The 17,333-nt window shown below is 72.5% G+C and carries 19 protein-coding genes and 1 pseudogene; 10 read left to right on the top strand and 10 right to left on the bottom strand.

Annotated features, from left to right (window positions below; all coding sequences use genetic code 11):
• Positions 1-549 carry a DUF5709 domain-containing protein gene (locus ACH5AF_RS05210; RefSeq protein WP_398900049.1) on the bottom strand — a complete coding sequence of 183 codons (549 nt, stop codon included), beginning with the start codon at positions 547-549 and terminating at the stop codon, positions 1-3.
• A gap of 108 nt (positions 550-657) precedes the next feature.
• On the bottom strand, positions 658-888 hold the full coding sequence (locus ACH5AF_RS05205; RefSeq protein ID WP_398900047.1) for a DUF6480 family protein: 231 nt from the start codon (positions 886-888) through the stop codon (positions 658-660).
• Positions 889-1,049: 161 nt separating this feature from the next.
• Between ACH5AF_RS05205 and ACH5AF_RS05200 the strand changes: the two genes are divergently transcribed.
• Both ACH5AF_RS05200 and ACH5AF_RS05195 read left to right on the top strand, forming a co-directional pair.
• Positions 1,050-1,763, top strand: coding sequence for a UdgX family uracil-DNA binding protein (locus ACH5AF_RS05200; protein ID WP_398900046.1), 714 nt, complete (start codon positions 1,050-1,052; stop codon positions 1,761-1,763).
• Positions 1,764-1,770: 7 nt separating this feature from the next.
• Positions 1,771-2,090: pseudogene (locus tag ACH5AF_RS05195) on the top strand (hypothetical protein); the annotation flags it as partial.
• Positions 2,091-2,283: 193 nt separating this feature from the next.
• Here ACH5AF_RS05195 and ACH5AF_RS05190 read toward each other — a convergent pair.
• Entirely contained in the window at positions 2,284-4,056 is a 1,773-nt protein-coding gene (locus tag ACH5AF_RS05190; protein ID WP_398900045.1) for an FAD-dependent oxidoreductase, read from the bottom strand.
• A gap of 119 nt (positions 4,057-4,175) precedes the next feature.
• On the opposite strand from ACH5AF_RS05190, the gene ACH5AF_RS05185 reads away from it, so the two are divergent.
• Entirely contained in the window at positions 4,176-5,282 is a 1,107-nt protein-coding gene (locus ACH5AF_RS05185; RefSeq protein WP_398900044.1) for a hypothetical protein, read from the top strand.
• 92 nt (positions 5,283-5,374) lie between these two features.
• Here the strand turns inward: ACH5AF_RS05185 and ACH5AF_RS05180 are convergent, their stop codons facing one another.
• From ACH5AF_RS05180 to ACH5AF_RS05170, 3 genes are read right to left on the bottom strand one after another with little or no spacing between them, the layout of a single operon-like run.
• Positions 5,375-5,677, bottom strand: a complete 303-nt coding sequence (locus tag ACH5AF_RS05180) for a hypothetical protein (protein WP_398900043.1) — start codon at positions 5,675-5,677, stop codon at positions 5,375-5,377.
• 54 nt (positions 5,678-5,731) lie between these two features.
• Positions 5,732-6,613, bottom strand: a complete 882-nt coding sequence (locus tag ACH5AF_RS05175; protein WP_398900042.1) for a diacylglycerol kinase family protein — start codon at positions 6,611-6,613, stop codon at positions 5,732-5,734.
• A 29-nt stretch (positions 6,614-6,642) separates the two neighbouring features.
• The gene (locus ACH5AF_RS05170; protein WP_398900041.1) at positions 6,643-8,238 is read right to left on the bottom strand and encodes an FAD-binding oxidoreductase; all 1,596 of its coding nucleotides are present in this window, start codon (positions 8,236-8,238) and stop codon (positions 6,643-6,645) included.
• Positions 8,239-8,309: 71 nt separating this feature from the next.
• On the opposite strand from ACH5AF_RS05170, the gene ACH5AF_RS05165 reads away from it, so the two are divergent.
• Positions 8,310-8,909: a TetR/AcrR family transcriptional regulator gene (locus ACH5AF_RS05165; protein ID WP_398900040.1), complete on the top strand. Its 600-nt coding sequence runs from the start codon at positions 8,310-8,312 to the stop codon at positions 8,907-8,909.
• A complete protein-coding gene (locus ACH5AF_RS05160) occupies positions 8,906-10,462 on the top strand; it encodes a glycerol-3-phosphate dehydrogenase/oxidase (RefSeq protein ID WP_398900039.1) in 1,557 nt (518 codons plus the stop codon). Before ACH5AF_RS05165 ends, ACH5AF_RS05160 begins: the two co-directional genes overlap by 4 nt.
• A 97-nt stretch (positions 10,463-10,559) precedes the next feature.
• Here ACH5AF_RS05160 and ACH5AF_RS05155 read toward each other — a convergent pair whose 3' ends face one another.
• Positions 10,560-11,414 (bottom strand): trypsin-like serine protease, encoded by an 855-nt coding sequence (locus ACH5AF_RS05155; RefSeq protein ID WP_398900038.1) that lies wholly within the window; start codon positions 11,412-11,414, stop codon positions 10,560-10,562.
• A 209-nt stretch (positions 11,415-11,623) separates the two neighbouring features.
• On the opposite strand from ACH5AF_RS05155, the gene ACH5AF_RS05150 reads away from it, so the two are divergent.
• Positions 11,624-11,815: a DUF6381 family protein gene (locus tag ACH5AF_RS05150; RefSeq protein ID WP_398900037.1), complete on the top strand. Its 192-nt coding sequence runs from the start codon at positions 11,624-11,626 to the stop codon at positions 11,813-11,815.
• Positions 11,816-12,008: 193 nt separating this feature from the next.
• Here the strand turns inward: ACH5AF_RS05150 and ACH5AF_RS05145 are convergent, their stop codons facing one another.
• The gene (locus tag ACH5AF_RS05145) at positions 12,009-13,487 is read right to left on the bottom strand and encodes a glutamate--cysteine ligase (RefSeq protein ID WP_398900036.1); all 1,479 of its coding nucleotides are present in this window, start codon (positions 13,485-13,487) and stop codon (positions 12,009-12,011) included.
• 164 nt (positions 13,488-13,651) lie between these two features.
• The gene (locus ACH5AF_RS05140) at positions 13,652-14,167 is read right to left on the bottom strand and encodes a DUF664 domain-containing protein (RefSeq protein ID WP_398900034.1); all 516 of its coding nucleotides are present in this window, start codon (positions 14,165-14,167) and stop codon (positions 13,652-13,654) included.
• A gap of 137 nt (positions 14,168-14,304) precedes the next feature.
• Between ACH5AF_RS05140 and ACH5AF_RS05135 the strand changes: the two genes are divergently transcribed.
• The 4 genes from ACH5AF_RS05135 (at position 14,305) to tgmB (ending at position 16,544) form a co-directional block, all read left to right on the top strand.
• Positions 14,305-14,514, top strand: a complete 210-nt coding sequence (locus ACH5AF_RS05135; protein WP_398900033.1) for a helix-turn-helix domain-containing protein — start codon at positions 14,305-14,307, stop codon at positions 14,512-14,514.
• Positions 14,514-15,089 carry a Clp protease N-terminal domain-containing protein gene (locus ACH5AF_RS05130; protein ID WP_398900031.1) on the top strand — a complete coding sequence of 192 codons (576 nt, stop codon included), beginning with the start codon at positions 14,514-14,516 and terminating at the stop codon, positions 15,087-15,089. The genes ACH5AF_RS05135 and ACH5AF_RS05130 overlap by 1 nt, the downstream gene beginning before the upstream one ends.
• A gap of 318 nt (positions 15,090-15,407) precedes the next feature.
• Entirely contained in the window at positions 15,408-15,599 is a 192-nt protein-coding gene (gene tgmA, locus ACH5AF_RS05125; protein WP_215179866.1) for a putative ATP-grasp-modified RiPP, read from the top strand.
• Positions 15,600-15,614: 15 nt separating this feature from the next.
• Positions 15,615-16,544, top strand: a complete 930-nt coding sequence (gene tgmB / locus ACH5AF_RS05120) for an ATP-grasp ribosomal peptide maturase (RefSeq protein ID WP_398900030.1) — start codon at positions 15,615-15,617, stop codon at positions 16,542-16,544.
• Between the two features lie 223 nt (positions 16,545-16,767).
• On the opposite strand, the gene ACH5AF_RS05115 is transcribed toward tgmB, so the two are convergent.
• A complete protein-coding gene (locus tag ACH5AF_RS05115) occupies positions 16,768-17,166 on the bottom strand; it encodes a DUF1992 domain-containing protein (protein WP_398900029.1) in 399 nt (132 codons plus the stop codon).
• Between the last annotated feature and the right edge of the window lie 167 nt (positions 17,167-17,333).

The raw sequence follows: 17,333 nt of genomic DNA, 5'->3' as shown, positions 1-17,333 counted from the left end.
TCATTCCCGGTCGGCTCCCCGCTCCCCGGAGGCCTCCGTCTCCTCGTCGGCGCCCAGCCGGTCGTCCCGCGTGACGTACATCGCCGCCTCCTCGGCAGAAGCCGCACCGCCGTCGATACCGACGTCGCGGGCGACCACGTGGCTGGGCCGGCGCGGTGCGGGATCCTCGGTGGCAGCCAGCCGTCCCGCTCGTTGCTCACCGGCCAGCTCGTCGACCGGCTCGCCGTCGCCGTTCGCGACGTCCCCGATGCCGTTGCCCTCCGGCGGAGCCACGTCCGGCGTCTCCTGCGCGAGCCGCTCGTCCAGGGTCTCGCCGGTCTGCTGCTCCTCGCCCGTCGTGCCGTGCCGGCCGACGACGAAGGGGCGCTCCGGCGGGGAGTAGCCCTCGGCCATCATGTCGTCCAGGTCGGGCTCATCGAGCGCGTTCTGCATGTCGAGGTCGTCGCTCGGGCGGTTCTGGACGTCCGAGTGCGTGGGCTGGTACACCTCGTCGCCGCGGGCCTCGTCGCCTTGGGCCTGGTTGTGCTGTTCGGTGGTGCCGTCGGACATGGTGCACTCCCTTCTCGGACGGTTCCCGGACGCCGCCTCCCGGCGCCCGGGGGCACTCGGACGGATACGCGGAGCCGGCCATGGGCGCGTCCCGCTACCCGTCGCGGCTCACAGCGCCACGACGAGGGCGTACGCGAGGAAGAACGCGGCACACAGGACCACCACGATGCCGATGATGAACAGCGGCCCCTTGGTCCAGCCGCGGGAAAGGTCCTCCCGCGGTCCGGTGCCGGAACCGGCGCCCGTCTCGGCGGGCGGTGTCTCGCCCGGCGGCACGCCGCCTCCGGGTTCGAGACCTGGGGTGGTGCGTGGATCAGGGTCAGGGCTGTTGTCGTTCATACGGGGCGAGTGCCCGGAATCGTCCGGATCAACAGCCCGGATCCAGATCATTCGCGGGGGCGGGGGCGGTGCCACGAGGGAAGGCGGCGCGAGTAGCGGGGGCACGCCGGGGTAACCGGGCGACAAGGAACGCAACCTCCGCACGGCGGGAGGCGAGAGCGGTGACCACCAGTGAAGAGCCCCGGCTGGGGGAGGGCTACGACGCCGGCCCGTTCGTGCCGCGGCGCGGCGGCCTGCCGACCCTGCGGCGCGCCGCCGCCGGCTGTCAGGGCTGCCCCTTGTTCCGCAACGCGAGCGGCACCGTGTTCGGCGAGGGGACCTCTTCGGCCCGGGTCGTGGTCGTCGGCGAGCAGCCGGGCGACCAGGAGGACCGGCTCGGGGAGCCGTTCGTCGGACCGGCGGGCAGGCTGCTGCGCAAGGCTCTGAAGGAGGTGGGCATCGACGAGAGGTCGGCGTACTTCACGAACGCGGTCAAGCACTTCAAGTTCGAGCCCGCGCAGCGCGGCAAGCGCCGCATCCACAAAGCGCCCAGCCTGCGCGAGATGACCGCCTGCCGTCCGTGGCTCGCGGCCGAACTGCGCGTGGTGGACCCCGACCTCGTCATGGCGCTCGGCGCGACCGCCGGAAAGGCGCTCCTCGGCGGCACGTTCCGGGTGAGCGAACAGCGCGGCCTGCTGCTGCCGCTGCCGCCGTGGGACGGGCTGGGCAAGATCGACGTCTCGGGTGCGGAAGGGATGGCGCCCGAACGCGCCGCCGAAGAGGGTTGCGTCATCGCCACCGTCCACCCCTCGGCGGTCCTGCGGGCCGACGACCGCGAAGCGGCGTACAAGGGACTGATCGCCGACCTGCGCGTGGCGGCCGAGGTGCTTGCCTGAGCAGGCAGGGGGCGTACGGCGGGGCTCGGTGGTGATGGTGCTGGGGCACGCGCCCAGAGGCGTCCTTCTCGTGCCATGGTCGCCCTTGGGCCATGACCGTCGTCCTGCCGACCGTGAACACCCTCTGGAAGATCGGCGTGGACTTGGCGGTCGCCTCCGCGGTCGTGACACTGACGGCCGTCGTCCACTCGCCGTGGTGGATCGCCGCCTACCCGGTGGCCGTCGCCGTGTGCTGGTCCCGCGTCGCCCTCGGCTACCACACGGCCGCGCAGACCGCGGCAGGGCGCGGCCCTCGGAGCCGCCACCGCCGCGGCGTATCTGGGCTGACCGGTACACGGCCATCAGGCAGAGGCGGTCACGGGTCTGTGCCAGGGCCCGCTGTCTGGCGGATCAGGCTCTTCCCCGGCTGTCCGGCGGATCAGGCCGGCCTCCGCCGGACAGGATCCCGGCTGCCCGGCCATCGGCCGTCGCCGTGGGCGCGGCCCCGGCCCGCAGGCACCGGACCCCGGGCCACCGCTGCTCAGCCGGGCAGGCGCCGGACCCTCAGCACATTGTCGTTGCGCGTGCCGGGCCGGCCCTGGAAATCGTTCTGGAGCCGCTCGAACTCCTCACAGCGCTGCACCTCCCAGCTGTCCGCGGGCAGCTCCAGCGACTCCAGGACCTCCTGCGGCGTCGGCAACGGCACACCCTCGTGCGCGGCGCGGTCCCACGGGGCGGGACCGGCGTGCCCGACGACCAGCAGGACGCCGCCGGGCGCGACCGCCGAGGCCGCGCTGCGCAGGATGCCCTCGCGCGGCAGGTCGCCCGGGGAGTGCAGGTAGTGCGCGGAGACCAGGTCGAACTCCCCCGCCGGGAACGACACGGCGAGATCCTGCCGGCGCCATTCGATCGCGTCGGCGACCCCCGACTCCTCGGCGTGACGGGCCGCGCGCTCCAGCGCGACCGCGGAGATGTCGGTAGCCGTCACCCGCCAGCCGCGTTGCGCGAGCCAGATCGCGTCGGCGCCCTCGCCGCAGCCCAGATCGAGTGCGGTGCCGGGCCGCAGGCCGGTGACCTCACGGACGAGGGCGACGTTCGGATCGCCGCTCCAGATCCGCTCGCTCTCGCGGTAGCGGGCGTCCCAGAAATCCACGCCCCCCTCATGGCTGTCGATCATCGGTGTGTGCTCCTCGGTGCTGTGTCGGTGGGAACCGCTGCCCGGCTGTGGTGCGCTCAGGCCGTGCCTGCGCTCGCCGAGTACCCGTTCGCAGACCTCGCGCTCGGCCTGCGGCGAGAAGGGGGACCGCCGTGCGACGACCTCCCGGCGGGTCTCCTCGGTGATCAGATCGATGTTGATCGCCACAGCGGCACGCACCCCGGCGGCCGCCGCGCCGACGACCTTGTCCAGGCCGGCGGTGACATTGCCCGCCACCCACACCCCGGGAGCATCGGTCGCACCGCTCTCGTCGGCCGGGACGCAGCGGCCGATCACGGCGCCGTTCCTCCGCTGCTCGACCACCCCCAGGCCGAGACCGGCGAGCACGCCGGTGCGAGCCGTGAACCGCGGGGCGACGACCAGGGCGTCGCACCCGACGACACGGCCGCCCTCGAGCCGGACGCCGCGCAGCCGGCCGTCGTCGTCGGTGTCGCCGGCAGCCATGTCGAGGCCGGTGACCCGCCCGTCGACGATCGCTATTTCGCGGGCGGCCAGCTGTTCGTACTCCTCGTCGTCCGGCTCGGGTCCGGTGTGCAGGAAGAGCGTCACGTCCTTGGACCACTGCCGCCACACCAGCGCCTGCTGCGCCGCGAGCGGGCCGGTCGCCAGGACGCCGATCGCCCGGTCGCGCACCTCCCAGCCGTGGCAGTACGGACAGTGCAGCACATCGCGGCCCCACCGCTCCGCCACTCCCGGCACATCGGGCAGCTCGTCGACCAGGCCGGTGGCCACCAGCAGGCGGGCCGCGACGGCGGTGGACCCGTCGTCGAGCGTGACGCGGAACCCCCCGCCGTCCAGGCGCTCGGCCGACGCCACGGTGCCCTGGACGAACTCGCCGCCGTAACGTGCCACCTCGTCGCGGCCCGTCGCCAGCAACCGCGCCGGCGGCACGCCGTCCTGCGTCAGAAAGCCGTGGACGTGTCCGGCCGGGGCATTGCGCGGCCGGCCCGAGTCGACCACGAGCACCGAGCGCCGCGCGCGGACCAGCGTCAGCGCCCCGCTCAGCCCTGCCGCGCCGCCGCCCACGACAACGACTTCGTAGGGCGGCCTTGTGCCCGAAGGCCCTGCGGCCCCTGTCGGTTCTGCGAAAGCGGTCATCTTCGTACCTCCCTTTCCCGGAGATACTCCGCCCGATTCCGGCCCGTGGCAAAGGAGCTTGCCGACTTGGCAAAAGCCTGGCTCGGAGCCGCTGCGCAGCTCGCGCAGCCGTCGGGCGAATGCAGCTGACGTTCAGGCTCACCTGTGCCACCGCGAGCGGGGACCAGCGTGCCGAGCGGCGGTACGCCACCTACACCGGCGGCACCCGGCAGTTCGAGGGCTACGTGCGGATCAGCAGCCTCAGCGGCACACGGATCAGTCTCAAGCAGACCTTCCACGAGTCGGGTTCCGGCCCCTACTTCATGCTCGCGGTCGAGCGCGGCGGGCGGCTGTACGCCGTCCACGGCGGTGACACGCTCTCGGGCGCCGGCACCGTCGGGGCCACCGCGCGCGTCAACACCGTTCACCAAGTGGGCGGTTCGCACCACACGTACATCAACGGGTCGCTCGCGCACACGACATCGAGCCCCGGTGGCAGCTTCTACGACAAGTTGGGCGCGTACCGGACCAACAGCGGCAACGGGCCGGCGACCGTCGTCTGGAGCGGCATCCGCTTCTGGCGGAAGTGGGCCGCGGTGACGTGTGGGTCCCGCGCCGTGGCGGCGGCCGCCGCCCTCCTCGCTGTCGCGGCCGTGGCGGGGTGCTCGGCGGAGAAGGGGGCCGTCCGGCAGGCACCGGCCTCCCCGGACGGCGCCCGCCCGGCTCTGCGCGCCGTTCTCGCCTCGCCCATCGACATCGACCTGACCTGGAGCGTCGGCGACGGCGATGCGGCCGGGCATGTGCTGGAGTTCGCCACCGAGGAGGGCGGGCCGTACACCGTGCGGCGCTACTTCCCGCCCGGCGTCACGGCCTACCGCCATCCCGATCTGATGCCCCGCACGCCCTTCTTCTACCGCCTGCGGGCCTTCCATGGCCCGGCCTCGGGCGCGGTCGGCGTCGGCCTCCCGCCCGGGGAGCTGACCGGCGAGGACGAGACGGCCGCTCACGACTGGCTGCCGCCGCGGACCGACGCGCACCGATGGGCGCCGCGCTTCCGCCCGGTCGGCGACCCCTCCGCCGCACCTGCCGGGCTCACGGCGACGGTCAAGCATGCGAACGGCATTCTCTTACCTGGACGGACCGTTCCGCGGACGAGGACGGGTTCCTGTTGGAGTCACGCCCCCGCGCGGCGGCCGGATACGCCCCCGTCCTCGTTGTCGGTCCCGGGGTCAACTCGGCAGGACTGATCACGCTGCCCGAGGAGAAGAACGCCTCCTATCGGATCCGCGCCTTCGTCCACGGCGCCCGGTCGGGCACCGTCCGCCTCACCACCGGGGCGTCAGCCGCCGACATCGGGTGACGTCTGCGGCAGCGCGGGCACCGTGGCGGTCGTGGGGCCGCGCACCGCCGCGATCACGGCATCGTGCAGATCGCGGCTCGCGGCCTCCGACGGGCACGGCGCCGGACTTCCCGACACCGTGAACCAGTCGGCCGCGCCGGTGTACTGCACCGTCACGGACGCCTCGCCGTCGACCCAGGTGGTGTGCACGGTGAGATCGCCCGTGACCACGCCGACCTCCTCGGTGAGCACGCCGCCGCGGCCCGAATACACGCCAGGAGTAGTCCAGGATGCCCAGCTCATGCATCCAACGTCACACTGTTCCCGCTTGATCGCTACCGGCGGGGCGGAACCTTTTCAGAACAGGACGTCGAGCGCCCCCGGCTGCACCCTCGCGGTAACCGGCAGGACCGCGTCGACCTCCCCGTCGGCCCCGTACGGGATCGCACGGTCCGCCTCGATCCGGACCTCCTTGCCCCGCAGGATCTCCACCTGGGGCCGCGCCACGTGCGCGCCGGTCTTCAGCTCGTTCATCATCGCGAAGAACAGCCGCTTCGGCGCGTCCTTGATCACGACCACGTCCAGTATCCCGTCGTCGAGCCGCGCTCCCGGGGCGATCTGTCTGCCGAAGCCGTAGAAGCCGGAGTTGGCCGCCACCACCGTGTAGCCGCGGCGCTCGTGCGGCACGCCGTCGACCGTGATCCGGTACGACGCGGGCCGCCACGCCACGACCGCCCGCAGCCCGCCCGCGTAGTACGACGCCGCGCCCCGCAGCAGCCGGGAGGTGTTGGCGTGGCGGTTCGCGACCGCGTCGACCCCCGCGTACACGCTGCCCAGGACCGAGATCCCGGCATGCGCGGCCGATTCGACCGCGATCGTGTCCACGGCCCGCGGTGAGCCGTGCAGCAGCACCCGGGCGAGCCCGGGGACGTCGGTGGGGAGGCCGAGGGCGCGGGCGAAGTCGTTGCCGCGGCCCGCCGGGACCAGGCCGAACACGGTGTCCGTGCCGCTGAGCGCCCCGCCGATGCACCCCGCCATCCCGTCGCCGCCCACCGCGAGGACCACATGGCCCTGCTCCCCGGCCTGCCGGGCGAGTTCCTGGGCATGCTCCAGGCTGCGGCTGTACAGGGTGTCGAGCCGCGCCCCGCCCTCCCGCAGGAGCCGGGCGAGGGGCAGCAGGGCGGCCGTACCGCTGGAACCGCCTGCGGTCGGGTTGACGACGGCGGTGAACTGTCGCATGGATTGCGCCTCCGGACGGCAGGGACGGGTCAGCGGACGGGAAGGAGGACGCCGGGGCTGAGCACTCCGGCCGGGTCGGTCTCGGCCTTGACGGCCTGGAGCATACGGACGCCCAGGGGGCCGATCTCCCGCGTGTACCAGTCGCGGTGGTCGGTGCCGACCCCGTGATGGTGGCTGATGGTGCCGCCCGCCGCCAGGATCGCGTCATTGGCCGCCCGCTTCGCCGGTTCCCAGTGCGCGACCGGGTCGTCGCCCTGCGCCGAGACGACGGTGAAGTAGAGGGAGGCGCCGTTCTCGTAGACGTGCGAGATGTGGCACATGACCAACGGCGGGGTGCCCGCATCGGTCAGCGCCGCGGTGAGCGCCTGGCGCACCGCCGCGTACAGCTCCGGCACGGCGGACCAGAACGCGGCCGTCTCCAGCGTCTCGGCGAACGCCCCCGCGTCCAGGAGCGCGTCGCGCAGGTAAGGGGCGTTGTACCGGCCGTGCTCCCAGCGGTCGCCCGGCTCCTCGCCGATGAACTCGCCGCCGCAGGCGAGGAGGACCTCCCTCGCCGCCGCGCGTCGGGCCGCGGTGTCCTCCGCGGTGCCCTCGTAGCCGGCGATCGCCATGCACCCGGCGCCCTGCGGGGCCCCGGCGGCGCCGATGGCGTCGGGCTGGGCCAGGCCGATGAACGTCTCCGTCTCGTCCGAGAGCCGCAGCACCGTGGGCCGGGGTCCGTCCTGTGCGAGCCGGCGCAGGGCGGCCGCCCCGGCCTCGAAGGAGGCGAAGCGCCAGCCCTCGTAGATCCGCTCGACGGGCAGCGGCCGGACGCGTACGGTCACCGCGGTGATCACTCCGAAGGCGCCCTCGGAGCCGAGGATCAGCTGCCGCAGATCGGGGCCCGCCGCCGAGCGGGGCGCCCGGCCGGTCTCCAGCGTCCCTTCCGGGGTGGCGACCGTGAGGCCGAGGACCATCTCGTCGAAGCGGCCGTAGCCGGCCGAGGCCTGGCCGCTGGAGCGCGCCGCGGCGAATCCGCCGACGGTGGCCCACTCGAACGACTGAGGGAAGTGGCCGAGGGTCCAGCCCCGCTCGTTGAGCAGCGCCTCGCACTCGGGGCCGCGCAGGCCCGGCTGGACGGTGGCGGTGCGGGAGACCTCGTCGAGGGCGAGGACTCGGTCGAGCCGGCGCAGATCGAGCGCGATGAACGGCCGCTTCCCCTCCGGCGCGAGTCCGCCGACGACGGATGTGCCGCCGCCGAACGGCACGGCGGACAGACCGTGTTCGCCGCAGGTGCGCAGCACGGCCAGTACTTCGTCGTGGTCGCCCGGCAGGAGGACCGCGGCCGGGATGTCGTCGACGTCTCCGGCGCGGATGCGCAGCAGATCGGGGGTGGATTTGCCGCGGGTGTGCCGGATGCGGCTCTCGGCGTCCAGCCGTATGTGCGCGTCACCGCCGACGCAGGCGGCCAGCGCCTCGCGGACGACGTCCTGGAGCGGCGAGGCGGGTACCTCGACGGCGTCCAGCGACGCCGGGCCGCTCTCGCGCGGCGTGACGCCGAGCAGATCGCGCAGCAGGCCGATCACCGTGCCGGGCAGCGGGGCCGCCTTGGCCGGGTCGCCCCAGCCGCTCCACAACATGTCCACTTCGGTCTTCCTCACCGTCGGTTTCGCGGGGTGCACTGCCACGCGGCCGGCACTGCATTACACTGTGACAGATGACGCCCATTCGTCACAACCATGCGGACGCGGATCCCGTGCTCGACGCGGCACGCGACTGCGTCCTCGCCGTCGGCGTACGCCGCACGACCCTGACCGACGTCGCCCGGCGCGCCGGGGTGTCCCGGATGACGATCTACCGCCGCTGGCCCGACGTGCGCACGCTCGTCGGAGACCTGATGACCCGTGAGTGGATCGCCCTCGCCGTCGGGGCCATGCCCGACGCCGCCGCCGGCACGCCCGTCCGGGCACGCATCGTCGACGGGCTCGTCACCGGGGTCGCCGAGTTCCGTGCCCACCCGCTGTTCCACAAGATCCTCGACGTGGACCCCGAACTGCTCCTGCCCTACGTCCTCGACCGCCGGGGCGCCAGCCAGGACGCCCTCCTCGGCCTCATCACGACGGCGCTCGCCGAAGGCCACGAGGACGGCTCCGTCCGCCGCGTGCACACCGACCTGCAGGCGCGCTCGCTGCTGCTCGTCGTCCAGTCCTTCGCGCTCTCGCTGCGCACGATGACGGACGAGGGCGACCCCCACCTGAGCGACACCGCCTTCCTCGGGGAGCTGCGGACCGTACTGGAGAGGACCCTCACCCCATGAACCGCCCGAGCAGCGCCCAGTCCGCCTCCTCCCTCAACGCCGCACGGCGACGCCGCGAACTGGCGGAACTCGCCGACGGCACCGAGGTCGACGTCCTCGTCGTCGGCCTCGGCGCCACCGGAGCCGGAGCCGCGCTCGACGCCGCCTCCCGCGGCCTCACCGTCGCCGCCGTCGACGCGCACGACCTCGCCTTCGGCACCTCACGCTGGAGCTCCAAGCTCATCCACGGCGGACTGCGCTATCTCGCCACCGGCCAGCTCGACGTCGCCCACGAAAGCGCCGTCGAACGCGGCGTCCTCATGGAACGCACAGCCCCCCACCTGGTCCGCGCCCAGCCCTTCGTCCTGCCCCTGACCCCGCTCGTCAGCCGCGGCCAGGCCGCGCTGGCCCGGGCCGGCTTCCGGGCCGGCGACCTGCTGCGCGCCTCCGCCCGCACCTCACGCGCCACCCTGCCCGCACCGCGCGCCCTGTCCGCCGTGGAGACCCGCTACCTGGCGCCCGCCCTGCGCGCCACCGGCCTGCGCGGCGGACTGCTGTCCTGGGACGGCCAACTCACCGATGACGCCCGTCTGGTGACCGCGATCGCCCGCACCGCCGCCGCCCACGGCGCCCGCGTGCTCACCCGCGTCCGCGCCCTGGCTCTCAGCGGCACCGGCGCGCTCGTCCGCGACGAGACCACCGGCGAGGAACTGCGCATCCGCGCGCGTACCGTCATCAACGCCGCAGGGGTCTGGGCCGGAGGCCTCGTCGACGACATCCGGCTGCGCCCCTCCCGGGGCACCCACCTCGTGCTGCGCTCGGACGATCTCGGCAGCCTCTCCGCGGGCATGCACATCCCGATCCCCGGTGAGCGGAACCGCTTCGTCCTCGTCCTCCCGCAGGGCGACGGCCGCGTCTACGTCGGTCTGACCGACGAACCGGTCGACGGCAGCGTTCCCGATGTGCCCGAGGTACCCGAGACGGACATCGGTTTCCTCCTCGACGTCCTCGGCTCCGCCCTGGACGTCACCGTCGGCCGCGCGGACGTCATCGGAGCGTTCGCGGGACTGCGCCCCCTGCTCGACACGGACGGCGGCCCCGGCCGCACCGCCGACATCTCCCGCAAGCACGCGGTCCTCACCTCGCCCGACGGCATCGTCACCGTCGTCGGCGGAAAACTCACCACCTACCGGCGCATGGCCCAGGACGCCGTCGACGCCGCCGTCCTCGCCCGCGGGCTCGCTTGCGGCCGCTGCCGCACGGCCACAGTCCCGCTCGTCGGCGCCGCCGGCCCGCGCGCACTCGCGCTGCTCGACGTACCCCGCCGCCTCGTCCGCCGGTACGGCGCCGAAGCTCCGGCCGTCCACGTCCTCGGCCTGAAGGACCCGTCCCTGGCACGGCCCGTGATTCCCGGCCACCCCGTCACCGGCGCCGAACTCGTCTGGGCGGTCCGCCACGAAGGAGCCCTCGACGAATCCGACCTCCTCGACCGCCGCACCCGCATCGGCCTGGTCGCCGACGACCGGCGGGCCGCTCACGACGCCGCCCGCGACGCCCTGGCCCGCAGCGCCTGACCGTGCGCCGCGCCGGCCGGCCGGGCGCGAGGGTGGTGGGGGGCGCGGCAAGGCGCCCCCCACCACGGTCACACCCCGTCGCCGGGGCCTGCGGCTGCTACGGGAGCCGGGTGAAGGGGGAGAGGAACTCCCGGGCACCCGGCGTGTCCAGACGGTACGTCACGTTCGTCGCGTAGCACGGGGAGTCACCCGTGATCGTCGTGGACACCAGGGTCCGCTGCCCGCCCAGTACGGCGAAGTTCGGGCCGCCCGAATCGCCGTAACAGGCACCGCCGTTGCCCTGCGGCGCGGTCATCGCCAGGCGTATCCAGGCGTCGTTGAGCGCGTCGAAGGTGACCGGTGCCTTCATCCGGACGCCTCCGCCCGGGTGGGTGTGGCCCCCGGGACCGCGCCGGGCCTCCTCGGTGCCGTAACCGGCGACGAAGAACGAGGTGTCCTTGAGCCCCTGCGGCCCGGCCGCGTCGAGAGCACCGGCCTTCGGCAGCGATGCCGGGGTGAACGACCAGCGCGCCCCGACCTGGGCGGCGGACAGCTGGATCACCGAGATGTCGTGGGTGTCGGCGGCCGGGCCCGGGTACTCCGGGTGGTTGTGGGCCGTGCCCTGGACGCCGACGGCCCGCGCCACGGCCGCGGGGTCGCCCGGGTGCTGGGCGGCGGCCCTGTCGAGACCGGACTGCACGTCCTGGTCGAGGGAGACGTAGAACTTCACGTTCTCGGGCCAGTCGGTGGTGCAGTGCGCGGCGGTCAGGAACGTGTCCTTGTCGATCATGGTGCCGGAGCAGACCCAGTCGACGCGATCCGGGGTCGCCGGATCGTTGTCGGCGTCCCAGGTGGCGACCAGCGCGCCGACTTCGGTGCGCTCGGGCGCGGGCGTCGCGTTGTACGAGTTGATCGCCGACGACGGCAGGGCGGCGGCGAGTACGACGGCGCAGGCCGCAGCGGTGACGGCCATCGGACGTAGGGGCAGGGCAGTCAAGGGAGACCCTTCGGTGTGGGTGGGTGGATTCTCCTGTGGGGTGATCGACAGTGAAGCGTGCCCGCACACACTGCGGCAAGAGGTCGTCACCGCACGAAAACGGCCCCCGGCGGCCTCGAGATGCGCCCGGCGCCGAGCGCTGTTTCGCTGAGGACACCCGCTCAAACGGAACACGAGGAGTGATCATGGGCGTTTCGGACGAGTCCCGCGGCCGGGTCCGGCAGATGCGCGAGAAGGCGAAGGAGCTGAACGCCGCCGCCGAGCGCAGCACCGACCCGAAGGAGCGCCAGCGGCTGAAGGAGAAGGCCCAGCGGCTTGAGGCCCAGTCGGAGCAGGAGTCCGGCATGAGCACGGGGGACATCTACCCCGACGTGTGACAGCCGCCGCGCACGGAGCGCACTGGTGAGGGGCCGGGCCCCGTGGTGGCCCACGGTTCCCGGCCCCTCGGCATGCCCGCCGGTCCCCCGGCCCCGCGACGTCCCCGTCTCCCGGGACCTCGCGTGTGAGGTCCCGGCACCGCCCGGCCCTTGGGGATACCCGGCCCTTGGAGATGCAGGGCTGCCCGGGCGGTCAGTCGACCGGCCAGGTGTGTGCCGGCGCGTTGAGGTGCATGTAGTCGAGGTACTGCTGCGTCATCAGCCGCAGTGCCTCGTGATGGTCGGCCCTGCTGGTCCGGTCGATGTGGTGGAACGTCTCCGCCTGCCACACCGCCCCGTTGCGGCCGGTCACGCAGCGCTGCTCGATGATGCCGAGCAGCGGCTCCCGCCACGGCGCGTCCATTCCCGAGGCCTCCAGGCCCCGGTGCGCGAGCGGCAGCAGCCGCCGCAACACCAGCTCGGCCACGGGTACTTCGCCCATGCCCGGCCAGTACAGACGGGCATCGATCCCGTGCCGGGCCGCCGCGTGCAGGTTGTCCTCCGCGGCCTGGAAAGACATTCGCGACCACACGGGCCGCTCCTCGTCCACCAGCGCGCGCGTCAGACCGTAGTAGAAGGCGCCGTTGGCGAGGATGTCGGCCACCGTGGGGCCCGCCGGGAGCACCCGGTTCTCGATGCGCAGGTGCGGCTTGCCGTGGTCGACGGCGTAGATCGGACGGTTCCACCGGTAGATGGTGCCGTTGTGCAGGGTCAGTTCGGACAGCTCCGGCACATCGCCGCCGTCGAGGGTCTCCTGCGGGTCCTCGTCGTCGCACACCGGCAGCAGGGCGGGGAAGAAGCGCACGTTCTCCTCGAAGAGGTCGAAGACGCTGGTGATCCAGCGCTCGCCGAACCACACCCGGGGCCGTACGCCCTGCACCTTGATCTCCTGGGGGCGGGTGTCCGTCGCCTGCTCGAACAGCGGGATGCGGGTCTCGCGCCAGAGCTCCTTGCCGAACAGGAACGGGGAGTTCGCAGCGAGCCCCACTTGTACACCGGCGATGGCCTGCGCCGCGTTCCAGTAGGCCGGGAACTGCTCCGGAGCCACCTGTAGATGGAACTGGGTGCTGGTGCACGCCGCCTCCGGAGTGATCGTGTCCGCGTACGTGCGCAGCCGCTCGATGCCGTCCACCTCGATGCGCAGATCCTCACCGCGCGCTGCGAACACCTGCTCGTTGAGCAACCGGTAACGCGGGTTGTCCGACAGGGCCGCCTCGGTCACGTCCCTGCGGCGCAGCGTCGGCAGGATGCCGATCATGGCCAGATGCGCCCCGACCTGCGAAGCGCGCTCCTCGGCATGGTTGAGGGCGTCCCGGATCTCCTGCTCCCAGGAGTCGGGGCCGCCGGCCGTCAGCCTGCGCGGCGAGATGTTGATCTCCAGATTGAACCGGCCCAGTTCGGTCGACCACGCCGGGTCCGCGATGGCCTCCAGGACATCGGTGCTGCGCATCGCCGGTTCGCCGGTGTCGTCGACCAGGTTCAGCTCGATCTCCAGCCCCACCTGGGGCCGCTCGAACTCGAATTTCGCCCCGCGCAGCATCTGGGCGAACGTGTCCAGACAGGCCTGCATCTTGTTCCGGTAGCGGCGGCGGTCCTCACGGGTGAAGACCAGCGCCGGGACGTCACGTCCCATCGGCCCTCCCGAGTCGTCGGGCGAAGACCCCTGTCCCAGCGTGACACCTGCGGGCGGCGGCGACCAGCGAGGGAGCGGCCGCCACGGTGGCATGACGAGGGTGCGACGCAACGTGACCGCCATCCGGCGCGTCGGGGCCGTCGATGTCAGGGACCGGAGGCGCGTCAGGACTGCCGTCGGCCGATGCTGCCTCGTACGAACGCCGCCTGTCCGGCATGCTGGAGGTCGTCGGAGATCACACTGATCAGGCGCACGCCCAGGGTGACCGGCGGGGACCAGGATGTGTCGACGACCCGGTCGAGCGCCGCGTTGTCGAGGGTGCGCACGAAGCGCAGCGTCTCCTCGTGGACGGCGTCGTGGTAGCCGAGCAGCAGGTCGGGGGAATCCGGGCGCACGGCGGTCACGTCCTTGGGCCTGTGCCCGTAGCCCGTCGCGGAATCGGCGAAGGGCAGCCCGAATCGGCCGGCCCATCCCTGTGCGGTCCACACCTGCTCCCAGTCCGCGGCGTCGGCCACATGGTCGTCCTGGATACGGGTCAGGTGCCAGACGAGCCAGGCGACCGAGTTGGATCCCTCGTCCAGCCGGGCCGCGAGGTCGTCGGCCGAGAGCCCCTCGACGGCCTCGTGGACCACCTCGCGCACCCGGTCGAACGCGTCTGTCAGCAGGTCGGCGCTTTTCATGTTCCGCTCCTCGGTTTTCGCTCCTTGGTCGACTGCCCACCCTGTCCATCGTGGGGTCCGGCCCGGTGTCCGACACGTCCACGCGAGAGGTGTCAATCAAGGTTGACACTCGCTCCATGTCAACGTAGGTTGACATCATGACCGAAGCAACCGATCTCGCCGAACGGGCCGGCGACCGCGACCCCCGCGTCGGGCTGCGAGCCGTCGCCGCGCTGCGCCGGCTCCTGGAGCGACTCGAGGCCGTGCAGGTCCGAAGCGCCCGTCATCAGGGCTGGTCCTGGCAGGACATCGCGGCGGAACTGGGAGTGAGTCGCCAGGCCGTCCACAAGAAGTACGGGAGGCAGTGATGTTCGAACGATTCACCCGCGATGCGCGGGCTGTGGTGACCGGTGCCGTCGGCTGCGCCGAGCGGGCGGATGCACCAACCGTGACCGACGAGCACCTGCTGCTCTCGCTGCTGGATCTGCCGGGCGGCCGGACGGAGTTCGCGCTTCGGGCCCTCGGGGTCCTCGACCGGCGCGACGCCCTGGAGTCCTCGCTCGCGGAGGCCCGCCGGCGCGGAGGTATGACGAAGGCCGACGAGGCGGCGCTCGCGGGTATCGGGATCGATGTCGACCGGATCGTCGCGCGCGTGGAGGAGGCCCATGGGGCGGGTGCGCTCGCGCACGGCAGGCTGGGCCGGCCCCGGAAGCGGTCGGGCCGTCGCCCTTTCGCGGCTGGCGCGAAAGACGTGCTGGAGAAGTCGCTGCGGATCGCGCTCGGCCGGCGTGACCGCACGATCGGCGCCGAGCACCTGCTGCTCGCCCTCGCCGCCCGACCTGGTGTGGTGGCGGAGACCCTGGCGGATCACGGGGCGACGTACGCGTCCGTCGAGCGCGTGATGTACGGCTTCCCCGATCACGGTTCGGCACAGGCGGGTTGACAACAAGCCAAGAGCCCCGCAGTTGAGAGATGTACGCGTCACACATCTCTCAACTGCGGGGCTCTTACGGTACTTTGAGGCTATTGCCGTGTCATCTGCGTCACGTCATGGCCAACACTTGAAACCCCTGAGGCGTGTGACGCGTCTGTCTCATTGGCTCCGGCGGGGCGTGTCTCCGACGGGTCATGTTCGGATCCGAAGGTCTTTCGGTGAACAACATTCACAATGTCACTCTATGTGTTGAGTTCATGACGTATTTGTCACGTACTGTCACATGAAAGCCCGGCGCGACCGCACGGGCAGGGGAGGAAGCAGCAGATGAAACCGTTTGCGTGGACTTATGCACGGCCCGCGGAGCCGGCCCCGGCCCTGGCCACCTACTCGTACGACTCCGCGCTTCAGCTGAACGTCCTGCCCGACGGGCGTCCGGCCATCGCGGACCGGGCTCTGCTCGCCGCCGCGGGGACGACGACGTCCAAGGCGGGCTCCGCGACCCACTTCGACGACTGAGCCGGACCGCGCGCTGTGACGGTGTTGGTGCTGACGTGCGAGGAGGACGTCACCGCGGATCTGGTGGTGGCGGAACTGCATCAACAGGGCGTGCCGCTCGTGCGGTTCGACCCGGGCGACCTGCCCGGCGATGTCGCCCTGTCCGCGGAGTACGTAAGGGGGGAGTTCCGCGGCTACCTGTCCACCGGCGGGCGCGTGGCCAGTGTCGACGGGCTGCGCTCGGTATGGGTCCGCAGGCCGGGCGAACCGGCGGCACGCGCCGAAGAGCCCTCCGCCTGGCTGACCGACGAGAGCGGCCACGCGCTGTACGGAATGCTCGACTCCACGGCGGCGCGCTGGATGAACCATCCGAGCGCCGCCGCCAAGGCCCGGCGAAAGCCGTGGCAGATGCGCATCGCCCACCGCAGCGGCTTCCCGGTGCCGGCGACCCTCGTCACCACCTATCCGTCGATCGCCCGCCAGTTCGCCGAGCAGTACCGGCAGGTGGTGGTGAAATCCGTCTCGGGCAAGTGGCCGGGGGATCCGCCCATGGCGCTGCCCACGACCCTGGTACCGCCCGACGCCGACTTCTCCGGCGTCGCCGCGGCCCCCACCCTGCTGCAGCGCTACATCCCCAAACGCGCCGACATCCGACTGACCAGCGTCGGCGAGACGCACTTCGCCGCACGCAAGGTCGCCGAAGCCGGCCAGGTCGACGGCCGGTTCGGGGACACGGACCACACCTGGGAGCCCGTGGACGTGCCCGTACCGATCGCCCGGGCCGTCGAGACCTACAAGAAGCACGCCGATCTCGCGTACGGAGCCTTCGACTTCGCGGAGGACGCGGAGGGCACATGGTGGTTCCTGGAGTGCAACCAGGGCGGTCAGTTCGGCTTCATCGAGCTGGAGACCGGGCAGCCGATCGCTCGTGCCGTCGCGGCGTGGCTGGGCGCCGAACCGGTCTGACCGCCGGCCGTGGGGAGCGGCCACGCCCCCGCCCGTCCCCGGGCATTGCCTTCGCCCGTCGAACCCCGCGCCTCTCCCCAGGCATCACCCTTCGCCCGTCAATGGAAACGACGCGTTCCGCCCCGCCCCGCAGACTCCGGCCCGCGTTCGTCCGGGCCGGCGGACCGACGGCCCGCCGCACCGCCCTTCGGGCGGGCCGAAGGGGCCGCCGCGCGGCCGTTCTTCAGGACCTGGCCCGCCGCCACTCCTCGACGACCGCGTCCGCGTCGTAGGGCTTCAGACCCAGCGGCGGTCCCGGCGGCGGACGCAGCAGCATCGCCCTGATCTTCTCGTTGATCTCCGCGACGATGCGGCGTACCGCCGACTCCGACGGTGCCCGCACGGCCTTCTCCAGCGCGTCCTCCGCCTCCTTGCGCAGCGCGAGGGCGGGTGGGAGAACGGACAGGCCCTCCCGGTGCATCTTCCGCTTGATCCACCACAACTCGTCGTAGGCGGCGTCCCCGTCCGGCAGGGGCTTGCCGAAACCGGGCAGCTCCGTGAACTCGCCCCGCTCGGCGGCATCGCGGATCTGCTTGTCGACAAAGGTCTCGAAACTCACGCCCGGCGGCTTGCGCTCCGTCATGACACCAGCCTACGACGCTCGCCCGCACAGCCGTCGGACGGAAGATCGGGGGCGAAACCCTATGGGCATTGTCAGTGGCCGTCCCTACCATGGTCATCAATTCCGAGTCCTCCTCGACCATGCCCGCGCGTGCCCGCACGCCCGCGTGTCCGCACGGCCGGGACCTG

The organism is Streptomyces sp. NPDC018833 (genome assembly GCF_044390825.1).
Lineage (GTDB): Bacteria > Actinomycetota > Actinomycetes > Streptomycetales > Streptomycetaceae > Streptomyces.
This window is presented reverse-complemented; position numbering and strand designations above follow the sequence as displayed.